The following is a 25,260-nucleotide window of genomic DNA, read 5'->3' as shown; positions in this document are numbered from 1 at the left end:
GCATGGAGTTGCTGCCGCTGTTTCTTACCGCCCTCGCCCTCGGGCTGCTCGGCGGTGGCCATTGCATCGGCATGTGCGGCGGGCTGATGGGCGCCCTGACCCTGGCCATTCCCGCCGAGCAACGCCATGGCTGGCGGCTGTGGCGGGTGCTGCTGGGTTACAACTTCGGCCGCATCGCCAGCTATACCCTGGCCGGCGCGCTGATCGGCAGCCTCGGCTGGCTGATCCAGGATCTGGGCCTGGGCCAGGGCCTGCGGGTGGTGGCCGGACTGCTGATGATCGCCATGGGACTGTACCTGGCCAACTGGTGGGCCGGGCTGACGCGCATCGAGCGAGTCGGTCGTGGCCTCTGGCGGCATCTCGAGCCCCACGCACGCAAGCTGTTGCCGGTCAGTCGGTTGCCCCAGGCTATCCTGCTGGGCTCGCTGTGGGGCTGGCTGCCCTGTGGCCTGGTCTACAGCACCCTGGTCTGGGCCAGCAGCCAGGGCGATGCGGCGGTATCTGCCGGGCTGATGGCGACCTTCGGCCTGGGCACGCTGCCCACCCTGCTGGCGACCGGATTATTCGCCAGTCGCATGCTGGCGATCCTCAGGAAGCGTGCCGTACGCGTTACTGCGGGCCTGGTGATCATCCTGTTCGGTATCTGGACCATACCCGGGCCGCATACCGCCTGGCTCATGGGCGGGCACCATGGCAATGCGCACCATCACGCGCCCCATACCGGACATTGAGCCCCAAGCGATGATAGAATTCCCGCTGATCCGACAGAGCACGTTGGCCGTTCGGCTAGCGGCTGCAGAACAGGAGATCTGTCCGTAATGAACAGTGTCACGCCGTTGATCGCCCGCGAGGCCCACTGCAAGGATTGCAGTCTGGCCTGCATGTGCCTGCCCATCGCGCTGCATGCCGATGAAATGGATGCGCTTGACCGCATCGTCAAGCGCGGTCGTCCGCTGCGCCGGGGCGAGGTACTGTTCCGCCAGGGCGACGAGTTCAGCTCCATCTTTGCGCTGCGCAACGGGGCGATCAAGACCTACAGTCTGTCCGACGAGGGCGACGAGCAGATCACCGGCTGCCACCTGGCGGGCGAACTGATCGGCATGTCCGGCATGGATACCGGTCGCTATACGGTGACCGCCGTGGCGCTGGAAACCACTTCGGTGTGCGAGATCCCCTTCGAGACCCTCGACGAGCTGACCGCGGTCCTGCCGCAGCTGCGCAAGCAGTTGATGCGGTTGATGAGTCGGGAGTTGCGTGAGGACCAGGAAATGATGCTGCTGCTGTCGCGCAAGAATGCCGACCAGCGTATCGCCACCCTGCTGATCAACCTGTCGGCGCGTTTTCGCATGCGTGGCTACTCGGCCAAGGTGTTCCGCCTGGCCATGTCCCGCAGCGAAATCGGCAACTATCTGGGACTGGCGGTGGAAACCGTTTCCCGGGTATTCACCCGCTTCCAGCAGCAGGGGCTGATCACTGCTGAAGGCAAGCAGATCGAAATCCTCGACTATATTCAGCTCTGTGCTCTGGCCGGCGGCCAGAACGACTGAACCAGGACCGCTTATCCCATGATTTTTGACGAATTCACGATCAAATCCCTGATCCGCCCGGTGCCGGGCTTCCCCAAGGAAGGCGTCACCTTCCGTGACATTACGCCCCTGTACCAGTCGCCCCGCGCCATGCGCATGGTGGCCGACAGCATGATCCAGCGTTATGTGGAGTCGCCGGTGACCCACATTGGCGCCATTGATGCCCGGGGCTTCCTGCTGGGTGCGGTACTGGCCTATGAGCTCAACAAGCCGCTTATCCTGTTCCGCAAGGCCGGCAAGCTGCCCGCCGATTGCTTGCGCGAGGCCTACAGCACCGAGTACGGCGAGGCGCACCTGGAAATCCACCGTGACTCACTGACCGAGGGCGACCAGGTGCTGTTGCTGGATGACCTGATCGCCACCGGCGGTACCTTCCTGGCTGCAGCCCGGCTGGTGTCCCTGCTCGGCGCTGAAGTCTACGAAGCCGCTGCCATCATCGACCTGCCCGACCTGGGCGGCTCGCGGCTGATCCAGGATGCCGGCATCGCCACCTTTACCCTGTGCGCCTTCGAAGAGAACGAATAAGTCGATGCCCTCCGAGGCCAGTGCCCCCGCTCTGATCGAGCGGGGCACACCCGCTTTCCGCCGTGCCAGCCTGGCCTTGTTCATTTCCTCGCTGGTCGTCTTCGGTAACCTGTACGCCATCCACCCCTTGCTGCCGCTGATTTCCACGCAGTACGGTGTCAGCACGCTGCAAGCCAGTAATGCCTTTACCCTGACCAGCCTGACGTTGGGTCTGTCGCTGTTGGCCCACGGCCCGCTGTCCGATGCCTTCGGCCGCCGCGCGCCGCTGATCATCGGCCTGGTGGTGACGGCCTTGTTGACCCTGGGCATGGCGTTCAGTACCAGCTTCGACGCCCTGCTCTGGATGCGCATGGCCCAGGGCGTGGCGCTGGGCGTGTTGCCGGCCACGGCGGTGGCCTATCTCGGCGACAGCATGAACCGCCAGGCGCTGATCGCCGCCGTGGGCCTGTATATCGGTGGCAACACCCTGGGCGGGGCCGGTGGGCGGGTGCTGGGCGGCTTCATTGCAGACCACTTCGGCCTGCAGACGGTGTTCCTGACCCTCGGCAGCGCCAGCCTGCTGTGCGCCCTGGCCGTGGCTCTGCTGCTGCCGGCGCCGAGCGCGTTCCGGCCCCAGCGCCTGTCGCTGCGCGGCAGCCTCGGCACCTTCGCCAGCCATCTGCGTAACCGCGCCCTGCTGCCGGCGTACCTGGTGGGCGGCCTGGGCTTCATGGTGTTCATCAACCTCTATACCTTCACCACCTTCCGGCTCAGCGCGCCGCCCTGGTTGCTGGGCGCCAGCAGCCTCGGCCTGCTGTTCCTGACCTATATGGCCGGAACCCTGTCGGCCAGCCTGTCGGGGCGCATCAAGCCGGCCCAGGCTGCCCAGGGCATGGCGGTGGGCGTGGGGATCTTCATGGTGGGCTGCCTGATCACCCTGGCCGAGCCCCTGTGGCTGATCATTACCGGGTTGATCTTCAATGCCTTCGGCTTCTTCCTGACCCACTCGCTGGCCAACAGCTGGGTCAACCAGCACGCTGCCCATGGCAAGGCCAGTTCCTCGTCACTGTATTCGGTGTTCTATTACCTGGGCGCAGCGGTGGGGATCTATTACCTGGCGCCGTTCTGGCGTATCGCCGGCTGGCCCGCCGTGGTGGGTGGCAGCCTGCTGGTGCTGGTCATCAGCCTGCTGCTGATCCGCTACCTGCACCGGGGCCAGCAGCGCGCCTGACTGGACGTGCCGGGCGCGCTTGCCTATCATCAGGGCAGAACAAAAGCCACATCCTGTCTCAGGACAGGACAAGCCAGGGAACTGCCGGCATGCCTATAGCTACTCTCCCCCCCGATACCCGTTTGCTGCTGATTGACGATCACCAGATCTATCTTGATGGCCTGACGCTGACGCTCAACACCCTGTGCAAGGGCATCGTCCTGGACCACGCCCGCAACGCCGCCGAGGCGGAACAGCAGGTCCGCCAGCACACCTATGACCTTATCCTGCTGGACCTGCATCTACCCGACAGCAATGGACTCATCCTGCTTGAGAAGCTGCGCGCCATCGACCCCCTGACGCCGGTGGCGATGCTCACCGGCAGTACCAATCCGAGCGACATGGACGCGGCCCTGCGTCTGGGCGCAGCCGGCTTCATCAGCAAGACAGCCGACGGCCAGATGCTGGTCAGCGCCGCCCTGCGCCTGCTGTTCGGCGAGCAGGTGGTAATGGCCAGCGAACACCAGCCCCTGGACCGCCAGACCACCGCCCGGGAACAGGGCATCACCCCCCGGCAACTGGAAATCCTCGACCTGCTGGCCGAAGGACTGCCCAACAAGGTGATCTGCCAGCGACTGTCGCTGTCGGAGGACACGGTCAAGACCCACCTGAAAGCCGTCTTCTCCGCTCTCGGCTGTCATAACCGCACCGAATGCGTGAACGCCGCCCGGCGGCATGGGTTGATCAGCAGCTAAGCGTCAACCCGGCGGCCGCCCTTCGCGGCTGAACCTCAGCGCAGGAAGTTGAACAGGCTCAGGCCGCTGACCTTGACGAAGCTCTGCTGCGCCGCCTGCAGCACTATGCTCTCCATGCTCAGGCGGCTGAGGGCTTCGGCATAGTCCAGGTCTTCCAGGCCCGATTGCACCGTGGTGTTGATCAGGCTGGCTTCGTCGTTTTCCAGCTGGGTGGATTCGATTACATTCAGGCGCGCGCCGAGGGTCGTTTGAACGCCCAGCACCTGGTTCATAGCGGTATCGATATTCTTCAGGCTCGCGGCCAGTCTGCTGCTGCGCTGCTCGCTGTCCATAGTGCCGTCGGTATTTTCCAGCGTTTCACGCAGCAGCCGCACCGTATCGAGGACGACCCTCTCCGCCTCCCCTTGCCCCTCGGGGGTAACAGCGGTTGGCGCGACAAACAGGGATTTGCCGTTGTCGTTCATGGCGACCATCTTGGCGCTGCCGATCTGGATGAAGCGCTGCCCCTCATCCCCGGCATAGGTGTAGCTGCCATCCCCGTTCTTCACGAAAGGTTCGCTATCGCTCTGGTAACCACCAAACAGGTACTCACCCCGTGCGTTCTGGCTGTTGAGCAGGCCATGCAGCTCATCCTCGCGCTCGGTCAGCTCCTGGGCCAGGGCCTTGCGCGCCTGATCATCGAGCGCGCCGTTGCCCCCCTCCAACGCGAGCTCCCGGACCCGCTGCAGTACGTTGTTGACCGAGTTGAGGATGGCTTCTTCCTGGGTCAGGCTGTTGGTGGCTGCCGTCAGGTTATCCTTGTACTGCGCCAGTTTGCCGGCTTGCTGATCCAGTTGCAGCAGGCGCACCGAGGCCACCGGATCATCCGCCGGGGTCAGCAGACGCTTGCCGGAGGTGATCTGTTCCTGGGTCCGGGTCACGGCGGAATAGTTGTCCTGGATCCCGCGGACGCCGGTGTTGAAAGCCTGGATGGTCGAAATACGCATGAATTAGCCGTCCTGTCAGCGCATGGTGCTGATCAATGTATCGAACACGGTGCGCGCAACTTGAATGATCTGCGCCGAGGCGTTGTAGTACTGCTCGAACTGGATCAGATTGGCGGCTTCCTCATCGAGGTTCACCGCCGAGACCGAGTTGCGATTGTTAGTGGCCTGCACCAGCATCGACTGGTTGGCCTGCGCCTCGGTGCGGGACTGGGCAGTGAAGGTGGCCACCTTCTGTACCAGGTCCCCGTAGCCGTCGAGCAGCGAGAAGCCCCGGGCGTTCTCGCCCTTAGCCAACACCGCGCGATTCTGCAGTTCAGATAACGCCAGGGCGTTGCGGTTATCGGCGATCCCGGTCGAGAAGTCGATAGCGAAGGTATCTCCTGCTTTCGGTAATCCGGACAGGGTCATGCTGAACTCCTGGCCCTCGATGGTAACCTTGAACGGCTTACCCACCTCGAACTCTTCTACGGCAACGGCGTCATTACCGTCGACCGTGAAGGAAAGCACACCATCAGCGCCGTAGCTGAAACTGACAGACACATCCTTCAGCGCGGCGAGATCCAGTCGCGCCGGCGTCGTCAACGCCGGGGGCGAGAGAGTGCCGGTCCCTGTATTTCCCGCACCCGCGGAAGTAGCCCCGGCTACAGCAAAGGCCAGCTTGCGCGGATCGGTCATGTCTACTGTCAGGTCTTTGGCGGCAGAACGGGTGGGCGTGAGCAGGTAGCGATCGCCCTCCCGGTAGGGGCCAGCATTAAAACCCTTGCCCTCCCCACCTCGCGACAGATCAAGCCCGTCGAATACTGCATGGCCGGGCTGACCTTCCTCCGCAGTAAGGTCGAAGTGCCCGAGCACCCGGCCGTCACCCGCCCGGCGCACGGTGAACTCGGTATCGCTGGTAAAGGTCAGCTCGTAGTCGGAGGTAGTCAGTGCCGAGGTATCGCCGATGCGCACATCCAAGGTGGCCTCGGAACGGTTGCCTTCGCGCCCCCGACTGCGCTGCTCCAGGTATTCCGGGCCGTTGATATCGCCGAACAGGTCGGTCCCCACCTGCCCGTTCAGGTCCAGGCCCTTGCCCAACTGCTGGTTGAATTCGTTGGCGATGGACAGGGACATGCGGCCCAGGGCGTTGAACGCCAGGTCCAGCACGTCGCCCCGGTAGTTCAGCAGGCCGCCCAGTTCGCCACCATGGATCAGGCTGGTCACGTCCTGGGCGGTGCCGCCGCTGACCAGCTGGATATCCAGGCGCCCAGGATCGGCGCGGCCCGGGGCAGCCCGCAGCGCGGACGCCTCCTTGCCGACCACCAGGGGCTGGCCGGAGCCGATGAACAGGTTGACGCTGTTGTCATCCTGGGCGACCACGGTGACGCCCACGTATTCGCTGAGCTGGCGGATGGCTTCGTCGCGGGCATCGAGCAGGTCATTGGGCATGGCGCCGTTGGCGGCGGCCTTGCTGATGGCCTCGTTGAAGCCGGCCACGGATTGGGCCAGGCGGCTGACCTGCTCGGTGATGCCGGTCATCTGCTGGTTGAGAAAACGGTTCTGGGTATCCAGCTGCTGGTGCACCGAGTTGAACCGCCCCGCCAGCCCCTGGGCTTCGGACAGGAACAGCTGGCGGGCCGGCAGGCTGGCGGGGTCCTCGATGGCGGTCTGCAGCGCGTCGAAGTAGTTCTGCATGCCGGTGGTAATGCCGGATGCGGTACTGGACAGGGTGCTGTTCAGCTCCTCGATCTGGGTATTGTAGGCGGCCACCTCGGCAGCAGCCGAGGTGGTGGAACGCACCTGGTTGGTCAGGAACTGATTGTAGATGCGCTGGACATCCACCACCTTGGTGCCGGTGCCCATATAGCCGGCGCCGGTATAACCCGGCGGATTGGCGGTCTGGAGAGCGGTCTGCCGGCTGTAGCCGGGCGTGTTGACGTTGGTGATGTTCTGTCCGGTGACCGACAGGTTGGTCTGGGCGGCGCGCAGGCCACTCAGTCCGATATTGAACAGGTCTGCCATGGCTTATGCCCTGCCTTCGGTAGCGGGGTTGGCGACCGCGGCCACGCTGCTCTCGCCGATCAGCTTGCGGGCGATCTGCGAGACCTTGGCGGCGTAGCGCGGGTCGGTGGCGTAGCCCGCCTGCTGCAGCTCGCGGAAGAAGGCATCGGCGTCACCGGTGCGCGTCAGCGCCTGTTCATAACGGCCGTTGCTCTGCAGGAAGTCGACGTAATCATTGAAGCTCTGCTCGTAGGACTCGTAGCTGCGGAAGCTCGCCCGCTCCTGCTGCTTCACCCCACCACGGTATTCGCTGGTCAGCACATTGGCCGACTCGCCCTGCCACTGGCCGTGGGTCTTGATGCCGAACAGGTTATGGCTGCTGGAGCCGTCCTGCTGGCGGATGATCGACTTGCCCCAACCGGTTTCCAGTGCGGCCTGGGCCACCAGGTAGTGCGGGTCCACGCCCAGGCGCGCCGCGGCCTTCTCGGCCATGGGCAGCATCGCCCGGGTGAATTCCGCCGGGCTGTCGAACCGGGTCTTGGCGTTGGTGGCGGCGGCCACCGCCGGGCGCGCAGCGGCAACCAGTTGCTCGACGGCTCGGCCAGGGCACCCGGAGCGGCCGGTTCGGTGGTCCTGGTGGGCTTATCCGCCGCGGCCGTGGCTTGACCCAGGGTAACCTCACCCCAGCCTGCCCTCACGCCCAGCCGCCGCCGCGCCAGCAATGCCGAATGATCGGGCCGCTCGGCGCTGGCATTGGTCGCGACGCTGCTAACCGGCGCTGCCGGTGCCGCTTTCTCCGGCGACAGTTGCCGCAACATGACGTCCGCCAGGCCCATGCCCTGCTTTTCCGCCAGGTGCACCGACAGTTGGCTGTCGTACATGTCCTGGTAGAAACGGGTCTGGGGGGTATTGAGCGGGTTGCCTTCGGCGAACGCCTGGTTGGCGTCGCGCATGCTCTTGACCATCACATTCAGAAACAGCGACTCGAACTGGCTGGCGACCTGCTGCAGGTTTTCTGCGCTGTCGGCCTTGCTGCCGGCCTTGAGCTGGGCCATGGCATTCAGATCGGTATAGCTGATGCTGTTGCTGTGCATGTAAGTGTCCTCAGATGACAACCAGGTCGGCGTTCAGGGCGCCGGCCTGCTTCAGGGCTTCGAGAATGGCCATCAGGTCGCCCGGCGCGGCGCCTACCTGGTTTACCGCGCGCACGATTTCATCCAGCGACACGCCCGGATTGAACACGAACATGCGGCTGTCACCCTCTTCGATGCTGATCTGCGAGCTGGGTGTAATGACCGTCTGGCCGCCGCTGAAGGGCTCCGGCTGGCTGACCTGGTAGTTCTCGCTGATGGTTACGGTCAGCCCACCGTGGGTGACGGCGGCGGGCTGCACCCGCACGTCCTGGCCGATAACGATGGTGCCGGTGCGGGAGTTGATCACCACCTTGGCCGCGGCGTTGCCCTGCTTCACTTCCAGGTTCTCGACCATAGCCATGTAATCGACCCGCTGGTTCGGGTCCAGCGGCGCCCGTACGCGGATGGAACCACCATTGAGCGCCTGGGCCACGCCCGGGCCGAAGGTGTCGTTGATCTGGTCTACAACCCGCTTGGCGGTAGTGAAATCCGGCCGATTCAGGTTGAACACCAGGTGATCGCCGCTGGCGAAGGGGCTGGCAACGGCACGCTCGACCGTAGCGCCGCCGGGGATGCGGCCGACACTGGGCACGTTCACGGTAATCCGCGAGCCATCGGCGCCTTCAGCGCCGAAGCCGCCTACCACCAGGTTGCCCTGGGCGATGGCGTAGACCTGGCCGTCCAGGCCCTTGAGCGGGGTCATCAGCAGGCTGCCGCCGCGCAGGCTCTTGGCATTGCCGATGGAGGATACGGTGATGTCGATGGTCTGGCCGGGGCTGGCAAAGGGTGGCAGATCGGCGTGGATGGCCACCGCGGCCACGTTCTTCATCTGGATGCGGGTGCCCGGCGGCACCGTGATGCCGAACTCGGTGAGCATGTTGTTGAAGGTCTGCACGGTGAAGGGCGTCTGGGTGGTCTGGTCACCGGAGCCGTCCAGGCCGACCACCAGGCCATAGCCGATCAGCTGGTTACTGCGGATACCGGCAATGCTGGCGATGTCCTTGATGCGCTCGGCCTGGGCCAGCGGGCTGACCAGGGCCAGGCACAGGCAGATCAGAAAGGTACGCATGGGTCTGCTCCTAGAAGGGCCACACCGGGCTCATGAAGAACTGGCTCAGCCAGCCGGGTTTGCTAGCGTTGGCGAAGGCGCCGGTACCCGAGTAAGTAATGCGGGCATCGGCAACGCGGGTCGACAGCACGGAGTTGTCCGCGCCGACGTCATCCGGACGTACCAGGCCGGACAGGCGGATCAGTTCGTCGCCGTTATTCAGGGTGATCCACTTCTCGCCACGCACCGCCAGCAGGCCGTTGGGCAGCACATCGGCCACGGTCACGGTAATCGACCCGCTCAGGCTGTTGCTCTGGTTGGCGTCGGCCTCGCCATTGAAGTCGCGACCACCACCCAGCTCCACCCCGGTATTGATGCCGGCAATGCCGCTGCGGCCAAACAGCACCGGGTTGGCCAGGCTGACACTGCTGTCCTTGCTGATCTCGTTTTCCGCCTTTTTCTGCGCGGCCATGCGTTCGGTGAGCACCACGGTGATTACGTCGCCGATGCGGTTGGCCTTGCGATCCTCGTACAGGCTGATCTCGAACCCGGGCTGGTAGATGGCGCCGTTGTTCAGTTCCTGGGGCATGGGCGTACGCGGCATCACGGGTGCGTAGGCCGGGTCGTCGGGTTTCGGCGGCGTCTGGACACAGGCGGCCAGGGACGCGATACAGGAAACCACCAGGGTGGCGCGCAGGGCTTTCATCTTCATTCGCTCCGGGAACCCGTTACAGGTTCTGACTGATGTACTGCAGCATCTGGTCTGCGGTGGAAATGACCTTGGAATTCATTTCGTAGGCGCGCTGGGTGGTGATCATGTTCACCAGCTCCTCCACCACGCTGACGTTGGAATTCTCCAGGGTGTTCTGCAGCACGGTACCCAGGCCGTTCTCGCCGGGATTGCCGACCTGCGGCGCACCACTGGAAGCGGTCTCGAGGAACAGATTGCCGCCGATCGCCTGCAGGCCCGCCGGGTTGATGAAGTCGGCGGTCTGGACCACACCCAGTTCCTGGACGTTGGCCTCGCCAAACAGCGCGATGGTGACGGTGCCGTCTTCACCCACCGTGAAGCTCTGTACTTCCGGCGGCAGCTCGATGCCCGGCTCCAGCGGATAGCCGTTGGAGGTGACGATGCGGCCATCGGCGTCGAGGTGGAAGCTGCCGTCGCGGGTGTAGCCGATGTTGCCGTCGGGCATCAGGATCTGGAAGAACCCGCGACCGTTGATCGCCATATCCAGCGGCTGTTCGGTGGTCTGCAGCGTACCGGTAGTGAAGATCTTCTGGGTGCCCGCCACACGCACCCCGGTGCCCAGCTGCAGGCCCGACGGCAACTGGGTGTCCTGGGTGCTCTGAGCGCCGGGCTGACGCTTGATCTGGTACAGCAAGTCCTCGAACTCCGGCCGGTCGCGCTTGAAGCCAGTGGTCGAGACGTTGGCCAGGTTGTTGGAAATGGTGCTGAGCATGGTGTCCTGGGCGGACAGGCCGGTCTTGCTTACCCACAGTGCTGCGTGCATGTCGTGTCTCCTAGCTGGTCAGGTGCGATCAGCTGATTTGCAGAAGTTTGTTGGTGGCCTGGGCGTTCTCTTCGGCGGTGCGCATCATCTTGATGTGCAGCTCGAACTGTCGGGCCAGGGACAGCATGGCGGTCATCTCTTCCACCGCGTTGACGTTGCTGCCTTCGAGAAATCCGGTGACCAGGGTGACAGCGCCATCGGCGGGTTGCTCCAGGCCATCATTCATGCGCATCAGGCCGTCTTCGCCCTTGTGCATGGCGGCCTGGGCCGGCTTGACCAGCTTGATGCGGTCCACCTCGGCCAACACGTTCGGCGCTTCGCCCTGGGCGCGGAAACTGATGGTGCCGTCGGTGCCGATCTCCACCTTGTCCGCGGGCGGCAGGGCGATGGGCCCGGCGTTGCCCAGCACCGGCAGGCCGCCGCTGGTACGCAGCATGCCGAAACTGTCAATCTTCAGGTTGCCGGCGCGGGTATAGGCTTCGCCGCCGTCCGGTGCCTGCACCGCGATCCAGCCCTCGCCCTGCACCGCCACATCCAGGTCGCGACCGGTTTCCTGCAGGGTGCCGGCGGACATATCGGTGCCGGGGCGCTCGGTCATGGCGTAGGCCCGGGTCGCCAGCCCTTCGCCGAATACGGGCATTGAACGGGCCTGCTCAAAATCCCGGCGAAAACCCGTGGTACTGACGTTGGCCAGGTTGTTGGCATGGGCGCGCTGGGCCAGCATGTTCTGGCTGGCGCCGCTCATCGATAGAAAGAGGGATTTGTCCACGCTCTGCTCCACTGCACAAGGCGCCGGAAAATTGCCGCCTTGAATGATCTCTACTGAACAGGAAGCAGATATCGTGCCAAAGGGCTATTCGAGGGAAGTAAGCAGAAGAATCAATGACTTGCAAAAGAAAGACATAAAAAAGCGGCAACGGCGGCAATCTGCATTGCCGCCGTTGCCGCCTTGCCGAACCCGAAATATCAGCGCAGGTTGATGATGGTCTGGGTTACCGCATCTTCGGTCTGGATGGTTTTGGCGTTGGCTTGGTAGTTACGCTGGGCCACGATCAGGTTGATCAGCATTTCCGACAAATCCACGTTGGATTGCTCCAGGGCGCCGGATTGGATAAGACCCTGGGTGCCGGTGCCCGGGGCACCGATCACCGGCTCGCCAGAAGCGCTCGACTGGGCCCAGGCGGTATCGCCAAGCGGCTTCAGGCCCTGCTGATTGGCGAAGGTAGCGAGTGCCACTTGGCCCTGAGTCTTGGTCTGACCATTAGTGTAGCGGGCTATCAGCATGCCCTGATCATCAATTTCCAGACCGGCCAGCTCCCCGGTGGTGAAGCCGTCCTGGTTCACTGCAGTCACTGCAAAAGCAGCGGCGTACTGGGTAGAGCCTTTAAGATCCAAAAAGAACCCTGCCGGCGAAACAGCTCCATTCGGCTGCCCTGCTTTATCAAGGGGGCTCCAGTTCACTATTTCGATAGGCTTGTTTTTGCTCGTTAACTCGCCCGTAGACAAGAAGCTCAGCCTGATCGGGTTCGGAGTGGGCGGGTTATTAGGGTCCAGCTCGAAGCTCGGGTCGTCATTCAGCGCCACCCGCTTTCCATCAATCAGCACGTGCATATCCCATTCATTCTGGCCAGCTTTAACAAAATACTTAGTCATGACATGGGCATTGCCCTGACTATCGAATACGTTTACTGACGTGGAACTATTAAATGTTGACGAGTCAGCGGGATCAAAGCTTGCTGCAGCAGCTGCCTGACCGGCAACTTCGGCAGCAGCACGCTGCTCAGGGGATCGCGTTGATAGCAGTGCCGCCACACCGGCATCATAAGTATCCTGATAGGCTTTTTGTGCATCCGCCTTGGCAGTTGCAATTTCCGCCGGGGACGAGCTCGGATCAGAAATGATGCCGTCGAAAGCAGCACGAGCAGTCTCGCTGTCTGCTTTGATTAAGACAAGCTCTTCGTCAGAAGGCGCCAAGGCCGCATCATGTGCTTGTTTAAATGCGCTCTCCCACGCCGGCAATCTGGCACTGGCGGAGTTAAGGTTCAATGTCGAGGCTACCTTGCTGGTAGGATTCGGTTGGGCCGCCTGGGTATCCACTTTGAGATCTGTCTGGCGACCTGTATCTATCTCGCCTGTCTGAGTCAAACCAAATCCCTGCAGACGCTCGCCATTATTATTAACGATAAAACCTTCGCGATCGGTACCAAAATAACCGGCCCGGGTATAGCTCACGGCGCCATTGTTACTGGTGACGAAGAACCCATTGCCATTGATCGCCAGGTCCAAACTGTTCTGCGTATAGTTGATATTGCCCTGGGTAAAGATCTGCGCGACGTTATTCAGCACCACGCCACTGCCCTGGGCATTGCTGCCGGTGCCCAGAATGGATGCCGCATACACATCGCCGAACTCGGCGCGGCCACTCTTGAAGCCCACGGTACTGGCGTTGGCGATGTTGTTACCGGTGATATTCAGATCGGAAGATGCCGCCCGGATACCACTGAGACCGATATTGAAAGACATGACTTACTCCTTGCTGTCGGAGGACATTACTTACCGATTGAAAAAACTTCAGACAGGCCGATGCTGCCCAGGCCCGCCAGGTTGAGAACCATTTCACCGCCGTGGCCCACCCCCAGGGAGACGCTGTCCACGTTCGCCGGCAACAGCGTGGCCAGCTGCACGGTCTCGCCGTTGATATTGGCCTGCGCCTCGAAGCGGTATTTGCCGGCCGGCAAGACCTTGCCGCTGCTGTCGGTGCCGTCCCAGGCAAACTCGCGGATACCGGCTTCCTGGGCGCCCAGGTTGATGGTGGAGACGACGCTGCCCGCCTCGTCATAAACGTTGACCAGCACTGCGCCGCTAGCCTGGGGCAGGGCCAACTGGCCGCCAAAGCCGGCCTGGGGATCGACCATCGCCTGGTCAGTGGGGATGACCACGGTGCGTCCGACCAGGGACGAAGCCTGCAGCGCCTGGGACGACTGGAAACTGTTGGCCATGGCGTCGATGGTGCTGTTCATCTTCTCGATGCCTTCCACCGTGCTGAACTGCGCCAGCTGGGCGATGAATTCGCCGTTTTCCTGGGGCGACATCGGATCCTGGTTATTCAGCTGGGCTACCAGCAGTTCGAGAAACTCGTTCTTGCCCAGCTCGTCGCCCTTGGCGAAACGGCCCTGGTCAACCTGGTACTGATCCAGCAGGCTGTTGCCGACGCTGATATTGCTCATTTGCCTGCTCCCTTATTGGCCCAGCGTCAGCACGCGCTGCAGCATGGTCTTGGCGGTATTCATGATTTCCACGTTGGTCTGATAGGCGCGCGAGGCGGCCATCATGTTGGCCATCTCCTCCACCACATTGACGTTGGGGTAGAACACATAGCCCTCTTCATTGGCCATGGGATGGTCCGGCTCGTAGCGCGACTGCAGCTCCGCATCGGACTCGACCACGCCCAGCACCTGCACACCCTGCCCGGCCTGGTCGGTCGGTGCGAACAACGAACCGCCAGTTGCCTGCTGCTCGTTGAATACGGTGGCAAACACCGCCTGGCGCGCGCGGTAGGTCTGGTCGACGCTGCTGGAGACCGTCTCGGCGTTGGCCATGTTGCTGGCCACGGTATTGAGGCGCAGCGACTGGGCGTTCATGCCGGAGCCGGCAATATCGAATATCTGGTTAAGCGACATGATCAGTCCCCGCGCAGGGCGGTCATCAGCCCTTTGAATTTGCTGTTGAGAAAGGTGAAGCTGGCCTGGAAGTCGATGGCGTTCTGGGTATAGCGCGCCTGCTCGGCCTGCACCTCGACGGTGTTGCCGTCCACCGATGGCTGGTTGGGCAGGCGGTAACGCAGCCCCGCGGCCTGGTCGATGAAGCCCTCCACATCCAGATGCCGGGCATGGGTGCGGGCGGCCTGGAACGGGCGGTCGCCACCGGTCTGCTGGGCTTCCAGCACACTGGCGAAATCCAGATCCCGGGCCTGATAGTTCGGCGTATCGGCGTTGGCGATATTGTTGGCAAGCACCGCGGCGCGATCGGCGCGGAAGTTCAGTGCTTGTTCATGCAGCCCCAGGGCGCGGTCGAAACTCAGACTCATAACGGCAATCCTCACTGTGGCCCAGCGGCCAGAGTTCTATTGCCCTGTTATAAGCAATAGCCGTGCCTATTATGATATTTCGTTAATTATCAACGTGTTATGGGATTACGAGGAGGTCATGCGGCAAGATATTTCCGCATAGGGAGCGGTTGCCGCGGCAAAACGGCAACAGGAGGCAGGACTAGCGGGCCTGGTAGATGATGCCCGGATTGCACTGGACCATGCGATAGAGCTCGGGCAGCCCATTCAGCGCCTCGGAGGCGCCGAGCAGCAGATAGCCGCCGGGTTTGAGCGTGGCATGGATGCGCCGCAGGATGTCTTTCTTCACCTCGGCGGAGAAGTAGATCAATACGTTGCGGCAGAACACGATGTCGAACCGGCCAAGCGCGGCGTAACTGTCGAGCAGGTTGAGCTGGCGAAACTCGACACGGTTACGCACCGGCATCTTCACCGTCCAGCGGCCAGGTTCGTGCTGATCGAAATACCGCACCAGGCGATCCTGGGAGAGGCCCCGGGCGATGGCCAGGCTGTCGTACTGCGCCGCCCGCGCCGCCGCCAGCATGGTAGTGGCTATTTCGGTGGCCACAATTTGCGCGCCGCCGCGCAACTGGCCCGGATTGTTTCGCTCGAACTCGTCGATCGCCATGCTCAGGGAATAGGGCTCCTGCCCTGAGGAACAGGCGGCCGACCAGATGCGCAAGCGTTGCCCCGGCTGGTTGCGAATGAATTCGGGAATCAGCCGGGATTTGAGGATCTCGAAGGGGTAGCTGTCGCGGAACCACAGGGTTTCGTTGGTGGTCATGGCGTCGACCACCAACTCGCGCAATCCGGAACGCGGTTGCTGCTGGATATGCCGCATCAGCTCGCCCAGATCGCGGATGCCCCGTTGCTCGAGCAACCGGTTGAGCCGGCTGGCTACCAGGTACTGCTTGTTGTCACCCAGGACGATCCCGCAATTCTTTTCGAGATAGTCCCGGAACAGGTTGAAACTTTGATCGGCAGTGCTCACGCAATGTGCTCCAGGCGAGGGTCTGTTTCCGCTTCATCACCATCCCTTGATGCCCGGCAGATGCTATCACGCTTCATGCCTCAACGGTCTGCATACGCTGGACGACCCGCTCCGCCAGGTCATCCGGATTGAATTTGGCCAGGAAGTCGTCGGCACCTACCTTGCGCACCATGGCCTGGTTGAATACCCCGGACAGCGAGGTATGCAACATGACGTGCAGGTCCTTCAGGCGCGGGTCGCTCCTGATCTCTGCGGTCAGAGTGTAGCCGTCCATTTCCGGCATTTCGATATCCGAGATGAGCATCAGCAGCGAGTTGCCGACCGATACCCCGGCATCTGCCTCGGCCTTCAGCCAGTCGAGCGCCTGGCGCCCGTCGTTCAGCGCAGTCACCTCGATGTTCAATGCCTGGAGACAACGGGTGACCTGCTTGCGGGCCACCGAGGAGTCGTCCACCACAAGTACCTTGGGGCTGACACCGGCGGTGAGGGTACGCATCTGGGCGGCCTGCTGCGGCGCCGCCTCCTGCCCCGCCAGCACTTCGGCCAGGACCTTCTCGACATCGATGATCTCGACCATCTGGTCGTCGACCCGCGTTACTGCCGTCAGGTAGTGCTCGCGACCGGCGCCCCGGGGCGGCGCATGGACGTCGGACCAGTTGAGGTTGACGATGCGCTCGACCGCACGCACCAGGAAACCCTGCACCCGGCTGTTGTATTCGGTGATGATGACGAAGGCGGTGGACAGGTCTTCCAAGGCCCGGCCGCCAGTGGCCTTGCCCAGGTCAATGATCGGCAGGGTGCCGCCACGGATATGGGCCACGCCGCGCACCATGGGATTGAGCCTGGGCAATGAGGTCAGCTTGGGGCATTGCAGCACCTCCTTGACCTTGAAGACGTTGATCCCGTAGAGCTGCCGGCCACCGAGCCGGAACAGCAGGAGTTCCAACCGGTTCTGCCCCACCAGCTGGGTGCGCTTGTCTACCGAGTCCATAATGCCAGCCATCAACTATTCCTCTCAGATACAAACCAGGCATGGTCCTTGCAATCTTTGTCGCAGCAACCCTGCGGCGCCGATATATTGACGGTGCCGCCTCGAGCCAGGATCCAGAATCTCATGCAGTTACCGGCATTCTTCATCAAACTGATCGCGGCCATTGCGCTGCTGGGTTCCAGCAGTCTGAATGCCAGCCCACTTATTGATCAGCTTATCGGCACCACTACCAGCTATCTTGAGCAGAAAGTTGCCGAGCATCTGGCTGGCAGCACCGCCGACGCCCGCTTCGAGGTGACAGTCAGTCGCCTGGACCCGCGCCTGCGCCTGCCGCTGTGCCCGGCCGATGCGCTCCAGGCCAGCCTGGAAAGCCCGGCGGTACCGGTCGGCCGGGTGACGGTACGGGTCAGCTGCGACAGCGAGGTGCAGTGGCGGTTGTTCGTTCCGGCGACCGTGGATCTGTACCAGCCCGTGGTGGTGACGACCCGTCCCCTGCCCCGCCACGGCGTGATCAAGGCGGGCGATATCACCCTGCTGGAACGCAACCTGGGCAACCTCAGCGGCGGCTACCTGACCAGCACCGAGCAGGCTATCGGCCTGCGTACCCGCCGCGCGGTGGCGGCCGACACCGTGCTGGGCAGCAACCAGCTGGAGCAGGACGAAACGGTCAAGCGCGGGGACAAGGTAGTGATCAGTGCCGCCAACAGCCGGGTTGCGGTCCGCATGCCCGGCGAGGCCCTGGAGAGCGGCAGCACCGGCAGCCAGATCCGGGTGCGCAATACCCGCTCGGACCGGGTGGTGCAGGCACGCATCACCGGGCCCGGCCAGGTCGAGGTAGCCATGTGATCGGGCGCCCTGAATCGACTATACTGGTCGCCATTCGCCCAGGCATGCAATCTGTGCGCTGGGTCACACTATTATTTACTCCGATTCCTAAAGTATCTGGGCAGGCTGCCGTTACAGCGGTAGGCATCCAGGTTCTGAGGACACACCCATGGCCATAGATTTCAACACTGGCGGCGCCAACGGCGCGGCCCGCAGCAACCAGACCAGCGGCACCACTGGCAAGCGCGACCTGCCGGTAGAACGCCCGGCGGGCGAGGCAGCCAGCACCAGCGCCCCGGCCACGACCCATGGCGAGGTCAAATTGAGCAGCCAGGCCCAGCAGTTGCAGGCAATCGAGGAACGGTTGCGGGAATTGCCCGAGGTAGACAATGCCCGGGTTGCGCAGATCAAACAGGCCATTGCCGACGGCAGCTACCAGATCGACAGCACACGGATCGCCGACAAGCTGATCGCCCTGGAAAAATAGTGAGCTGAAGGCGGCCGAGCAAACCAGCGGAGAAGGAAGGATGCAGGATCTCAGCGCACTTTTTGCCCAGGCCACACAGCACTGCGAGCAGTTCATCGAGCTGCTGGAGCGCGAGCGCCAGGCGCTGCTCGACCAGGATATGCCGACCTTGGAAAGCCTCATCCAGGCCAAGGCACCCCTGATCGAAGCGCTGAACGCTGACGGGCAGGCATTGGCCGCCCATTGTGCAAGGCTCGGCAAACCGGACTCGATGAGCCTGACGGCCTTTATTGCCAGCCTCAACGTTCCTGGGCTGGCCGAGCAACACGCTGCTTTCCTCAGCGCCGCCGAGCAGTGCGAAAGCAGCAATCTGCATAACGCCCGCTTGATTCGGCACAGCCAGCACATCAACAGCAGTCTGCTGGATCTGCTGCGCAACCAGGGCGAAGCCAGCCAGAACGTATACGATCGTCAGGGCAATGCCAGCCGCTCCGCCTCCGGGCGACCAATCAGCCGAGCCTGACAGGGATGTCGCTGGCCCACTGCGCCAGCCACATTGACTCCACCGCCAGTGAGAAGTCTCAGTGTCAATGTTATTCGAACAAGAGGGCAGCCCCCAGCCGCCCCGGGAAGTAACCGCCCCTCTGGAAATCCAATCCCTGCTGAAAAACCTGCAGCAGGCCCGCGTCCCCCTGGAAATCACCTTCGAGGGTCGTAGCCAGACCTGCCAGAGCTTCATAGTCGAGCTGGACCCGGTAAACGGAACCCTCGCGATCGACGAAATGATCCCCAACATCGGTGACAAGTGGGCCGGCCAGGGCGAAGCCTTCCAGGTGGATGCCTGGCTGGAGGGCGCGCATCTTCGCTGGCACAGCGAGCAGGCCCAGCGGGTGTTACTGGCCGACGCCCCGGCTTTCAGCACGCCGCTGCCGCCGTCCCTGCGTTACCACCAGCGCCGGGGCGCCTACCGCGCCGCCGTGCAGCGCAGCATCGATACCCGGGTGGAACTGGTCCATGCCAAGCATCAGCGTCAGTTCGCGGGCGAATTACTGGATATCTCCGCCACCGGTTGCAAGGCGCGCTTGCCGGGCAACCAGCTGAAAGGGCTGCAACCGGGCGAGCGCTATGAGCTCAGCCGCCTGCAGCTCCCCGATACCCCCCTGTTCGATATCAACCTGGAAATTCGCCATCGGGAATACCAGGAGGCAACCGATACCACCCATGTCGGGCTGCGCTTTCACCAGCCCGGGGCACAGGTGCAGCGGCAGATCGACCGCTTCGTGCACTTTCTGCAGCGCGAAGCACGCCGCCAGGCCCGGGAAGATCTGTTCTAACCGGGCCGGTGCTCGTCGTCCTCCTCGGCGACCGGCTTGGCCTGCAGATCCCCTTCATCCTGCATCTGCTCGATCACGACCTGCTCGTCTACCCGGGGGTCGATCGCTGCCGCCAGCGGCGAGGAAGCCAGGTTACCCGCCGCGGGCATGAACTGAATCGGCGCCTCCTCCACCAGGTGCGTACCGGTAACCCGCTCCGGCCGGACGAAGACCACCAGCAGCAAACTGCTGCACGCCATGAATACGTAGAGCATCGGCGCGCCGCCCAGCTTCATCAGTACCGAGCCCAACAACGGGCCGGCGCTGGCGCCCAGACCGAAAGTCACCAGCAGCATCGCGGACAGCAATACCCGCTCCTCCTGCTCCACGTGGTCATTGGCTAGCGCCACCGCCAGCGGATACAAGGTAAAGGCCAGCAGACCGAAGATGCCGGTCAGTAGCAGCAACATCTGCGGCCAGGCCACCAGGGCAATGAGCAGCGAGACCGTGGTCAGCACGACAGCGTTCACCTGGATCATGCGGCTGCGATCCAGGCGATCGGACAGCCAGCCAGCGGGCCACTGGGCGATCAGACCAGCGGCGATGGTGACCGCCATGAACACCCCCACATGCTCGGTGTCCAACCCCACCGAGCTGGCGTAGACCGGCGCCAGGCCATAGAAGGCGCCAAGCAGCAGACCCGCCACGCCGATGGTGGTCAGCGCCTGGGGGATACGCTTGACGAACAGACGGATTTCCAGCGGCGCCGGGTGCAGGGGCGCCGGGTGCAGGCGCTTGGTGACCGCCACGGGTACCAGGCACAGGGAAAAACACATGGCCACCAGGATGACGTGGCGGACGCTGAGATCCGGCATGGCGGTCAGTACCAACTGCCCCAGCCCCAACCCGAGGAAGGTCACCAGCATATAGCCGGCAAATACCCGTCCCCGTTGGTGGGATTCGGCCTGTTCGTTCAGCCAGCTTTCCAGCACCATGTACTGGCACATCATCCCCACGCCCACCAGCCAGCGCAGTACCAGCCAGACTTCGACGCTGGAGGTCAGCGCGTGGCCGAGCACGGAGGCAGTCACTACCCCGGCGCTGGCGACGAAGGCGCGGATATGCCCGACCCGGGCAATCAGCCGGTGCCCGACCGATGCGCCCATGACCAGCCCGACATAATAGGCGGTCATCAGGACACCGATCCAGATCTCGCTCACATTGGCCGCGGACAGCCGGAGCCCGAGATAGGTGCTGAGCAACCCGCTGCCGAGCAACATGAGAAGCGTGGAGAAATACAGGGACGAAAATGAGGTAAAGGTGCTCGGCAATGCGTCCTCCAGAGGGGCTTACTGTTCGCCTTACCTGGCCTGATGTATACGAGCCGTCACTTCCCGTGCGACCGCTATAGCATAGCAGCCCAGCGCTACCAGGGCGGCACGGCGAGGATGACAAGAACAAAAAGGCAGCCCTCTGGCTGCCTTTTTGATGGCGCAGGGTTATTGTGCTGGCACGGTTTCCACTACCGGCGGAGCACCGAACCAATCCGCTTGCACCGCGTAGAACAGCACGCCAAGCACTATCAGCACCACCAGCAGCCAGGGCCACAGCGGCCTTCTGGCCGCATAGGGGTCGCGCAACGCCCTGGCCGAGCCAGCCGGCAAGTGCGCCAACTGGGTAAGCGCCGTACCGAAGGCGATATTGATACGTGCCTGGGTATTGACCGCCCAGCCGTTGGCATCCAGGATCGGCCCCAGGTTGCGCCGGCGCAACTTGAACCAGGCCATCAACATGGAGGGCCCGGAGATGGCCAGCAACACCCCGACCACCACCAGTGGCCACTGCCACCACTGCAATGACATCAGACCGCTGAAGATGGCAGCCATGGCCGCACCCAGAGCGCCGACGGCCAGACCAATGGCAGCGAAGATACCGGCGAACTTGGCAATATCGAAGGTCTTCGACATGGTGCTGGCCTCAGCCGCTGCATCCGTACCGCTGCCCACGCGGGCGGCGGTCTTATTGACCAACGCATCGTCGCGACTGGCCGCCAGCTTTTGTATCTGTTCAGACACCAGTCTGGAGACCCGCCGGTACGGCGACCAGAATGCCTCGCGTACGCTGATCGCATTTTGTACCACCTTGACCACAGTGGCGTCCCAGTCATTTCCCTGGCGGTCATAGAACAGGCCATTGCGCCCAACCAGCAGCTCGCTTTCGCTCCCTGCGGTGACCGCCGCGACGATATTCAGTGATTCACGCTCCCTGACCGGCTGGCCGCGCCGCGTGCAGGCGCAATACAACAGAAAACTCTCACTGTTGGTCGCTACCCTGGCGTGGGCTTCCACATCCCCTACTTCCACCACCAGATCGCAGCTGCGCCCATCAATGTACAGCCGGCCCGCCTGGAAAATGGCCTTGTCCTTGCGGCAATAGAAATCCTGGAAGGAGATGAAGTTGCGCAGCAGGGTGACCAGCCCCCGCTGCAAGCGCAGCAGCTTGTCCAGATCGACCAGGCCGCCGGCCGCTTCCGCCACTTCCAGATCAAGCGCGACCAGCTCCAGCAGCCGGGCCTGAATGCCCTGCTCCACCAGTTCGACGATACGCTCGACACTCAGGCATTGGAGAATACCGACCTGTGGTTTGGAGGCCTGCCAAGCGAAATAGGCATTGCTGCGGGCGGTCAGCTCCTGCCACTGGCTCCGGGTGATGGCGTCCACATCGCCGAGCACCGGCTTGACCACATGCTCGCGCAGGGCTTCCATGGCCGCGCGCCAGGCCGGGTTGATGCCGCTGCCCAGCGGCAGGCTTTCGCCGTGCTGCAGACTGGCCAGCGGCAGATCCGCCACTTCCCGGGCATCGGCCAGATTCCTGCCAGACAGCCGCGCCAACTCCGCCTCGTCTGCGTTCATGATGCTCGCCGCCCGGGGATCGAAGGCGACCATCTCTACCCGGGTGAAGTAATCATCAATCTTGTCGCGCAGCGCGCTGATCGCGGCGATGGCCTGCTCATCATCCGGCCCCAGCGACAGTACACCATGCTGCTCAGCGCCCTGCTGCCATTGGTGTACCTGCTGCGCCTGAGCAAAGAAGTTATTGATACCCGCCGCAGACACCGCCGGCTCGCCGCTGCGATCCTGTTCCGCACCGAGGCAATTGATGATATCCGCAATCGCTACTTTTAGATCAGCATCAGTGGCCAGGCTCGCTGGCACCAGACCGTCGCCATTGGCTTCGGCCGGTGGAAACAACGCCGCCAGGTTGTCGGTGTCATCGGTAGTCAGGCCCTGGAGCTCATCCCGCCCCAGTACCTTCAACAGACGCTGGGCGGCAAGTGACAAACGATGCCCCTCGGGCTGGTCGCTGAAGGAGGTAAGGGTCAGGGGATCGTTACGAAACAGACTGTGCGGGTCGGCAAGGCGCACCAACGTCCAGTCCACCGCATCGAGGATCTCGGGCGCGCGGATCCGACCGTCGTTATTGCCGTCGATATAAGCCAACATGCGCTGATCGAGTTCGAGGTTCTTCACCGGGCAGGCCAAGGCCGCCCACAACTTCTGATCCAGACTGCGCAGCGCCAGCAGATCCTCAGGTGTCTCCAGCTGAACCTGATCGAAACCGCCAGCGCGAAAGAATTTCCAACGGTGGGTAGATGATGAGCCCATGATGTTCCTTGTTTTTCAGACGAAACGCGATGGGCATATTCTGGCAGCAATCCCGATATTCAGCGAGTGCCAACCGGGGCCATCAACTCCTTCCCTGCAGCAGGTCGAGGGACTCGCCCTGGCGATCCAGCGCCAGCAGACTCGCCACCGCCCATGAGAGGAGCGCGGAAAAATACAGGGACGAAAATGAGGCGGAGGTACTGGGGTGCGCTCCTGTAGCAGGCGCACAGCGGAACCTGTTGTGACAAACGTGCGGGGAAATGGTGCGCGAGCCCGGATTCGAACCGGGGACCTACCGCTTAGGAGGCGGTTGCTCTATCCAGCTGAGCTACAAGCGCAGAAACTGAGACGGGCGTACAGCTTTTAACGCGGCAAATGATACCTGATCGCAGTCAGACTTGACCACCTTGACAAATACTGCCAAAGTTCGATTTCAAATGGCCAGCGCCGGAAACCTGTCGCAAAAGCGAGACGTAATTCCGGCACTTTGTAAGCCATTGAAAAATAATGGGTATAGCATTGAGTAGAATGGCTTTATCCATTGTCAATGTGACAGGATTTTCCAGATCCTGACGAGATGGCGGTTTGGATGGCAGGAAGCCATGCGGATTCCAACTGGCCGGTACGACTCATTAGCCAAAGTGATATTTTTGCCCATGAAAACAGCACTTCAGCACTACACTAGCCGGACAGCCGACAAATTCGTTGTTCGTCTTCCCGAAGGCATGCGTGATCGCATCGCCGAGGTTGCCAAGCAGCACCACCGCAGCATGAACTCGGAAATCATTGCGCGTCTGGAGCACAGTCTGCTCGACCTGCCCAGCCTCCCCGAGCAGCCCTCCCGGCAAGCCCTCGATGCCCAGCGTCTGGAAGACCTGAACCATCCGGAGCGGGAACTGCTGGTGCGCTTCCGGGAAATGAGCCGCCGTCAGCAGAATGCCCTGCTGGCTCTGCTGGCCAGCGAACTGGGCTGAGCCAAGACCGCTTGTCGATAAAAAACCCCGCCCAGTTGCCTGGGCGGGGTTTTTTATTGGTCGCGCCGATTAGCTGACAAAAGTCAGCAGAATACCGGCAGCTACCGCCGAGCCGATCACACCCGCCACGTTCGGTCCCATGGCGTGCATCAGCAGGAAGTTCTGCGGATTGGCCTCGAGACCTACCCTGTTGGATACCCGCGCAGCCATCGGCACAGCCGATACCCCGGCGGAGCCGATCAACGGGTTGATGGGATGCTTGCTGAACATGTTCATCAGCTTGGCCATCAGCACACCGCCCGCGGTGCCTGCGCAGAATGCGACCATGCCCAGCACCAGAATGCCGAGTGTCTTGAGCTGCAGGAAGGCCTCAGCCGACAGCTTGGAACCCACCGCCAGACCCAACCCGATGGTCACGATGTTGATCAAGGCATTGCGGCTGGTGTCGGCGAGACGTTCAACCACACCACATTCGCGCATCAGGTTACCGAAGCAGAACATACCCACCAGCGGCGCCGCAGAAGGGAGCAGCAAGGCGATGAGCAGCAGGAGCACCAGGGGGAAGACGATCTTCTCGGTCTTGCCCACCGGACGCAGCTGGGTCATGACGATGGCCCGTTCCTTCTCCGTGGTCAGCGCCCGCATGATCGGCGGCTGGATCAGCGGCACCAGGGCCATATACGAGTACGCCGCGACCGCGATGGGACCCAGCAGATCCGGCGCCAGCTTGGACGTCACGAAGATCGAGGTCGGACCGTCAGCACCGCCAATGATGGCAATGGACGCGGCCTCGCGCATGGTGAACTCGAAGCCGGGAATACCCCAGGCGGTGAGTGCCAGCGCACCCAGCAGGGTACCGAAAATCCCCACCTGGGCCGCAGCCCCGAGCAACAGTGTGCGCGGATTGGCCAACATGGGGCCGAAGTCGGTCATCGCCCCGACGCCCATGAAGATCAACAGTGGGAAGATGCTGGTGGGGATACCGACGTCATAGATGAGCCGGAGCAGCCCACCGGCCTCCGCCATGCCCGCCACCGGCAGGTTGGCCAGAATGCCACCAAAGCCGATAGGGATCAGCAGCAGGGGCTCAAAGCCCTTGCGTATCGCAAGATAGATCAGCGCCAGACAGACCACAATCATGAACGCCTGGCCCAGAGCAATCTGGTACAGCCCGGTGGTGTTCCAGAGCAGGGAAAGCCTATCCATTTCGCTCT

Annotated in this window: 26 protein-coding genes, 1 tRNA gene and 1 pseudogene; 10 read left to right on the top strand and 18 right to left on the bottom strand. The window is 62.7% G+C overall.

Translation table 11 applies throughout. The annotated features are described in order from the left end of the window. Positions 1-2: 2 nt before the first annotated feature. The 5 genes from VG99_RS13040 (at position 3) to VG99_RS13020 (ending at position 4,055) form a co-directional block, all read left to right on the top strand. Positions 3-731, top strand: coding sequence for a sulfite exporter TauE/SafE family protein (locus tag VG99_RS13040; RefSeq protein ID WP_044500604.1), 729 nt, complete (start codon positions 3-5; stop codon positions 729-731). 87 nt (positions 732-818) lie between these two features. Continuing rightward, the gene (fnr, locus tag VG99_RS13035; RefSeq protein WP_044500602.1) at positions 819-1,547 is read left to right on the top strand and encodes a fumarate/nitrate reduction transcriptional regulator Fnr; all 729 of its coding nucleotides are present in this window, start codon (positions 819-821) and stop codon (positions 1,545-1,547) included. 18 nt (positions 1,548-1,565) lie between these two features. After that, positions 1,566-2,111 (top strand): adenine phosphoribosyltransferase, encoded by a 546-nt coding sequence (locus tag VG99_RS13030; protein ID WP_044500601.1) that lies wholly within the window; start codon positions 1,566-1,568, stop codon positions 2,109-2,111. A 4-nt stretch (positions 2,112-2,115) separates the two neighbouring features. Beyond that, on the top strand, positions 2,116-3,321 hold the full coding sequence (locus tag VG99_RS13025) for an MFS transporter (RefSeq protein ID WP_204216728.1): 1,206 nt from the start codon (positions 2,116-2,118) through the stop codon (positions 3,319-3,321). Positions 3,322-3,410: 89 nt separating this feature from the next. Then, positions 3,411-4,055, top strand: a complete 645-nt coding sequence (locus VG99_RS13020; RefSeq protein ID WP_044500599.1) for a response regulator — start codon at positions 3,411-3,413, stop codon at positions 4,053-4,055. Between the two features lie 35 nt (positions 4,056-4,090). On the opposite strand, the gene flgL is transcribed toward VG99_RS13020, so the two are convergent. The 14 genes and pseudogenes from flgL to VG99_RS12955 all read right to left on the bottom strand — a co-directional run bounded on the left by flgL (position 4,091) and on the right by VG99_RS12955 (position 16,815). Next, positions 4,091-5,041 (bottom strand): flagellar hook-associated protein FlgL, encoded by a 951-nt coding sequence (gene flgL / locus VG99_RS13015; RefSeq protein WP_044500597.1) that lies wholly within the window; start codon positions 5,039-5,041, stop codon positions 4,091-4,093. A 15-nt stretch (positions 5,042-5,056) separates the two neighbouring features. Then, positions 5,057-7,042: a flagellar hook-associated protein FlgK gene (gene flgK / locus VG99_RS13010; protein ID WP_044500595.1), complete on the bottom strand. Its 1,986-nt coding sequence runs from the start codon at positions 7,040-7,042 to the stop codon at positions 5,057-5,059. Positions 7,043-7,045: 3 nt separating this feature from the next. After that, positions 7,046-7,582: a flagellar assembly peptidoglycan hydrolase FlgJ gene (gene flgJ / locus VG99_RS16495; protein ID WP_420848281.1), complete on the bottom strand. Its 537-nt coding sequence runs from the start codon at positions 7,580-7,582 to the stop codon at positions 7,046-7,048. 305 nt (positions 7,583-7,887) lie between these two features. Next, positions 7,888-7,974: pseudogene (locus VG99_RS16490) on the bottom strand (hypothetical protein); the annotation flags it as partial. A gap of 151 nt (positions 7,975-8,125) precedes the next feature. After that, the gene (locus tag VG99_RS13000; protein ID WP_044500593.1) at positions 8,126-9,223 is read right to left on the bottom strand and encodes a flagellar basal body P-ring protein FlgI; all 1,098 of its coding nucleotides are present in this window, start codon (positions 9,221-9,223) and stop codon (positions 8,126-8,128) included. A 10-nt stretch (positions 9,224-9,233) separates the two neighbouring features. Continuing rightward, positions 9,234-9,908 carry a flagellar basal body L-ring protein FlgH gene (gene flgH, locus VG99_RS12995; protein ID WP_044501646.1) on the bottom strand — a complete coding sequence of 225 codons (675 nt, stop codon included), beginning with the start codon at positions 9,906-9,908 and terminating at the stop codon, positions 9,234-9,236. A 22-nt stretch (positions 9,909-9,930) separates the two neighbouring features. Beyond that, positions 9,931-10,716, bottom strand: coding sequence for a flagellar basal-body rod protein FlgG (flgG, locus tag VG99_RS12990; protein ID WP_044500591.1), 786 nt, complete (start codon positions 10,714-10,716; stop codon positions 9,931-9,933). A gap of 28 nt (positions 10,717-10,744) precedes the next feature. Beyond that, positions 10,745-11,485 carry a flagellar basal-body rod protein FlgF gene (gene flgF / locus VG99_RS12985; protein ID WP_044500590.1) on the bottom strand — a complete coding sequence of 247 codons (741 nt, stop codon included), beginning with the start codon at positions 11,483-11,485 and terminating at the stop codon, positions 10,745-10,747. Positions 11,486-11,682: 197 nt separating this feature from the next. Further along, positions 11,683-13,239 (bottom strand): flagellar hook protein FlgE, encoded by a 1,557-nt coding sequence (locus VG99_RS12980; protein ID WP_044500588.1) that lies wholly within the window; start codon positions 13,237-13,239, stop codon positions 11,683-11,685. A 26-nt stretch (positions 13,240-13,265) separates the two neighbouring features. Continuing rightward, positions 13,266-13,943, bottom strand: coding sequence for a flagellar hook assembly protein FlgD (flgD, locus tag VG99_RS12975; RefSeq protein WP_044500586.1), 678 nt, complete (start codon positions 13,941-13,943; stop codon positions 13,266-13,268). Between the two features lie 12 nt (positions 13,944-13,955). Further along, entirely contained in the window at positions 13,956-14,396 is a 441-nt protein-coding gene (gene flgC, locus VG99_RS12970; RefSeq protein WP_044500584.1) for a flagellar basal body rod protein FlgC, read from the bottom strand. A 2-nt stretch (positions 14,397-14,398) separates the two neighbouring features. Beyond that, the gene (flgB, locus tag VG99_RS12965; protein WP_044500583.1) at positions 14,399-14,803 is read right to left on the bottom strand and encodes a flagellar basal body rod protein FlgB; all 405 of its coding nucleotides are present in this window, start codon (positions 14,801-14,803) and stop codon (positions 14,399-14,401) included. Positions 14,804-14,984: 181 nt separating this feature from the next. Further along, positions 14,985-15,812 (bottom strand): CheR family methyltransferase, encoded by an 828-nt coding sequence (locus VG99_RS12960; RefSeq protein ID WP_044500581.1) that lies wholly within the window; start codon positions 15,810-15,812, stop codon positions 14,985-14,987. Between the two features lie 73 nt (positions 15,813-15,885). Beyond that, complete coding sequence (locus VG99_RS12955; RefSeq protein WP_044500579.1) at positions 15,886-16,815, bottom strand: chemotaxis protein CheV; 930 nt, start codon at positions 16,813-16,815, stop codon at positions 15,886-15,888. Positions 16,816-16,926: 111 nt separating this feature from the next. Between VG99_RS12955 and flgA the strand changes: the two genes are divergently transcribed. From flgA to VG99_RS12935, 4 genes are all read left to right on the top strand, one after another. Then, positions 16,927-17,649, top strand: coding sequence for a flagellar basal body P-ring formation chaperone FlgA (gene flgA / locus VG99_RS12950; RefSeq protein ID WP_044500577.1), 723 nt, complete (start codon positions 16,927-16,929; stop codon positions 17,647-17,649). Positions 17,650-17,797: 148 nt separating this feature from the next. Beyond that, a complete protein-coding gene (gene flgM, locus VG99_RS12945; protein WP_044500575.1) occupies positions 17,798-18,115 on the top strand; it encodes a flagellar biosynthesis anti-sigma factor FlgM in 318 nt (105 codons plus the stop codon). Between the two features lie 40 nt (positions 18,116-18,155). Continuing rightward, positions 18,156-18,617: a flagella synthesis protein FlgN gene (locus tag VG99_RS12940; protein WP_044500573.1), complete on the top strand. Its 462-nt coding sequence runs from the start codon at positions 18,156-18,158 to the stop codon at positions 18,615-18,617. Positions 18,618-18,684: 67 nt separating this feature from the next. Further along, the gene (locus VG99_RS12935) at positions 18,685-19,428 is read left to right on the top strand and encodes a flagellar brake protein (protein WP_044500572.1); all 744 of its coding nucleotides are present in this window, start codon (positions 18,685-18,687) and stop codon (positions 19,426-19,428) included. On the opposite strand, the gene VG99_RS12930 is transcribed toward VG99_RS12935, so the two are convergent. From VG99_RS12930 to VG99_RS12920, 3 genes are all read right to left on the bottom strand, one after another. Next, positions 19,425-20,738 (bottom strand): MFS transporter, encoded by a 1,314-nt coding sequence (locus VG99_RS12930; RefSeq protein ID WP_158023929.1) that lies wholly within the window; start codon positions 20,736-20,738, stop codon positions 19,425-19,427. The two genes, VG99_RS12935 and VG99_RS12930, sit on opposite strands and share 4 nt — an antisense overlap. Positions 20,739-20,906: 168 nt before the next feature. After that, positions 20,907-23,072 carry a hypothetical protein gene (locus VG99_RS12925; protein ID WP_044500570.1) on the bottom strand — a complete coding sequence of 722 codons (2,166 nt, stop codon included), beginning with the start codon at positions 23,070-23,072 and terminating at the stop codon, positions 20,907-20,909. A gap of 261 nt (positions 23,073-23,333) precedes the next feature. Beyond that, positions 23,334-23,410 (bottom strand) — tRNA-Arg (locus tag VG99_RS12920). Positions 23,411-23,728: 318 nt separating this feature from the next. Here VG99_RS12920 and VG99_RS12915 point away from each other — a divergent pair. Continuing rightward, entirely contained in the window at positions 23,729-24,046 is a 318-nt protein-coding gene (locus VG99_RS12915) for an Arc family DNA-binding protein (protein ID WP_044500568.1), read from the top strand. 69 nt (positions 24,047-24,115) lie between these two features. On the opposite strand, the gene VG99_RS12910 is transcribed toward VG99_RS12915, so the two are convergent. Further along, complete coding sequence (locus VG99_RS12910) at positions 24,116-25,252, bottom strand: sodium ion-translocating decarboxylase subunit beta (RefSeq protein ID WP_044500566.1); 1,137 nt, start codon at positions 25,250-25,252, stop codon at positions 24,116-24,118. Positions 25,253-25,260: the final 8 nt, after the last annotated feature.

Source organism: Pseudomonas saudimassiliensis (assembly GCF_000939975.1).
Classification (GTDB): Bacteria; Pseudomonadota; Gammaproteobacteria; order Pseudomonadales; family Pseudomonadaceae; genus Halopseudomonas; species Halopseudomonas saudimassiliensis.
The sequence above is the reverse complement of the archived record's forward strand: the minus strand, read 5'-3'. Positions and strand labels throughout refer to the sequence as shown.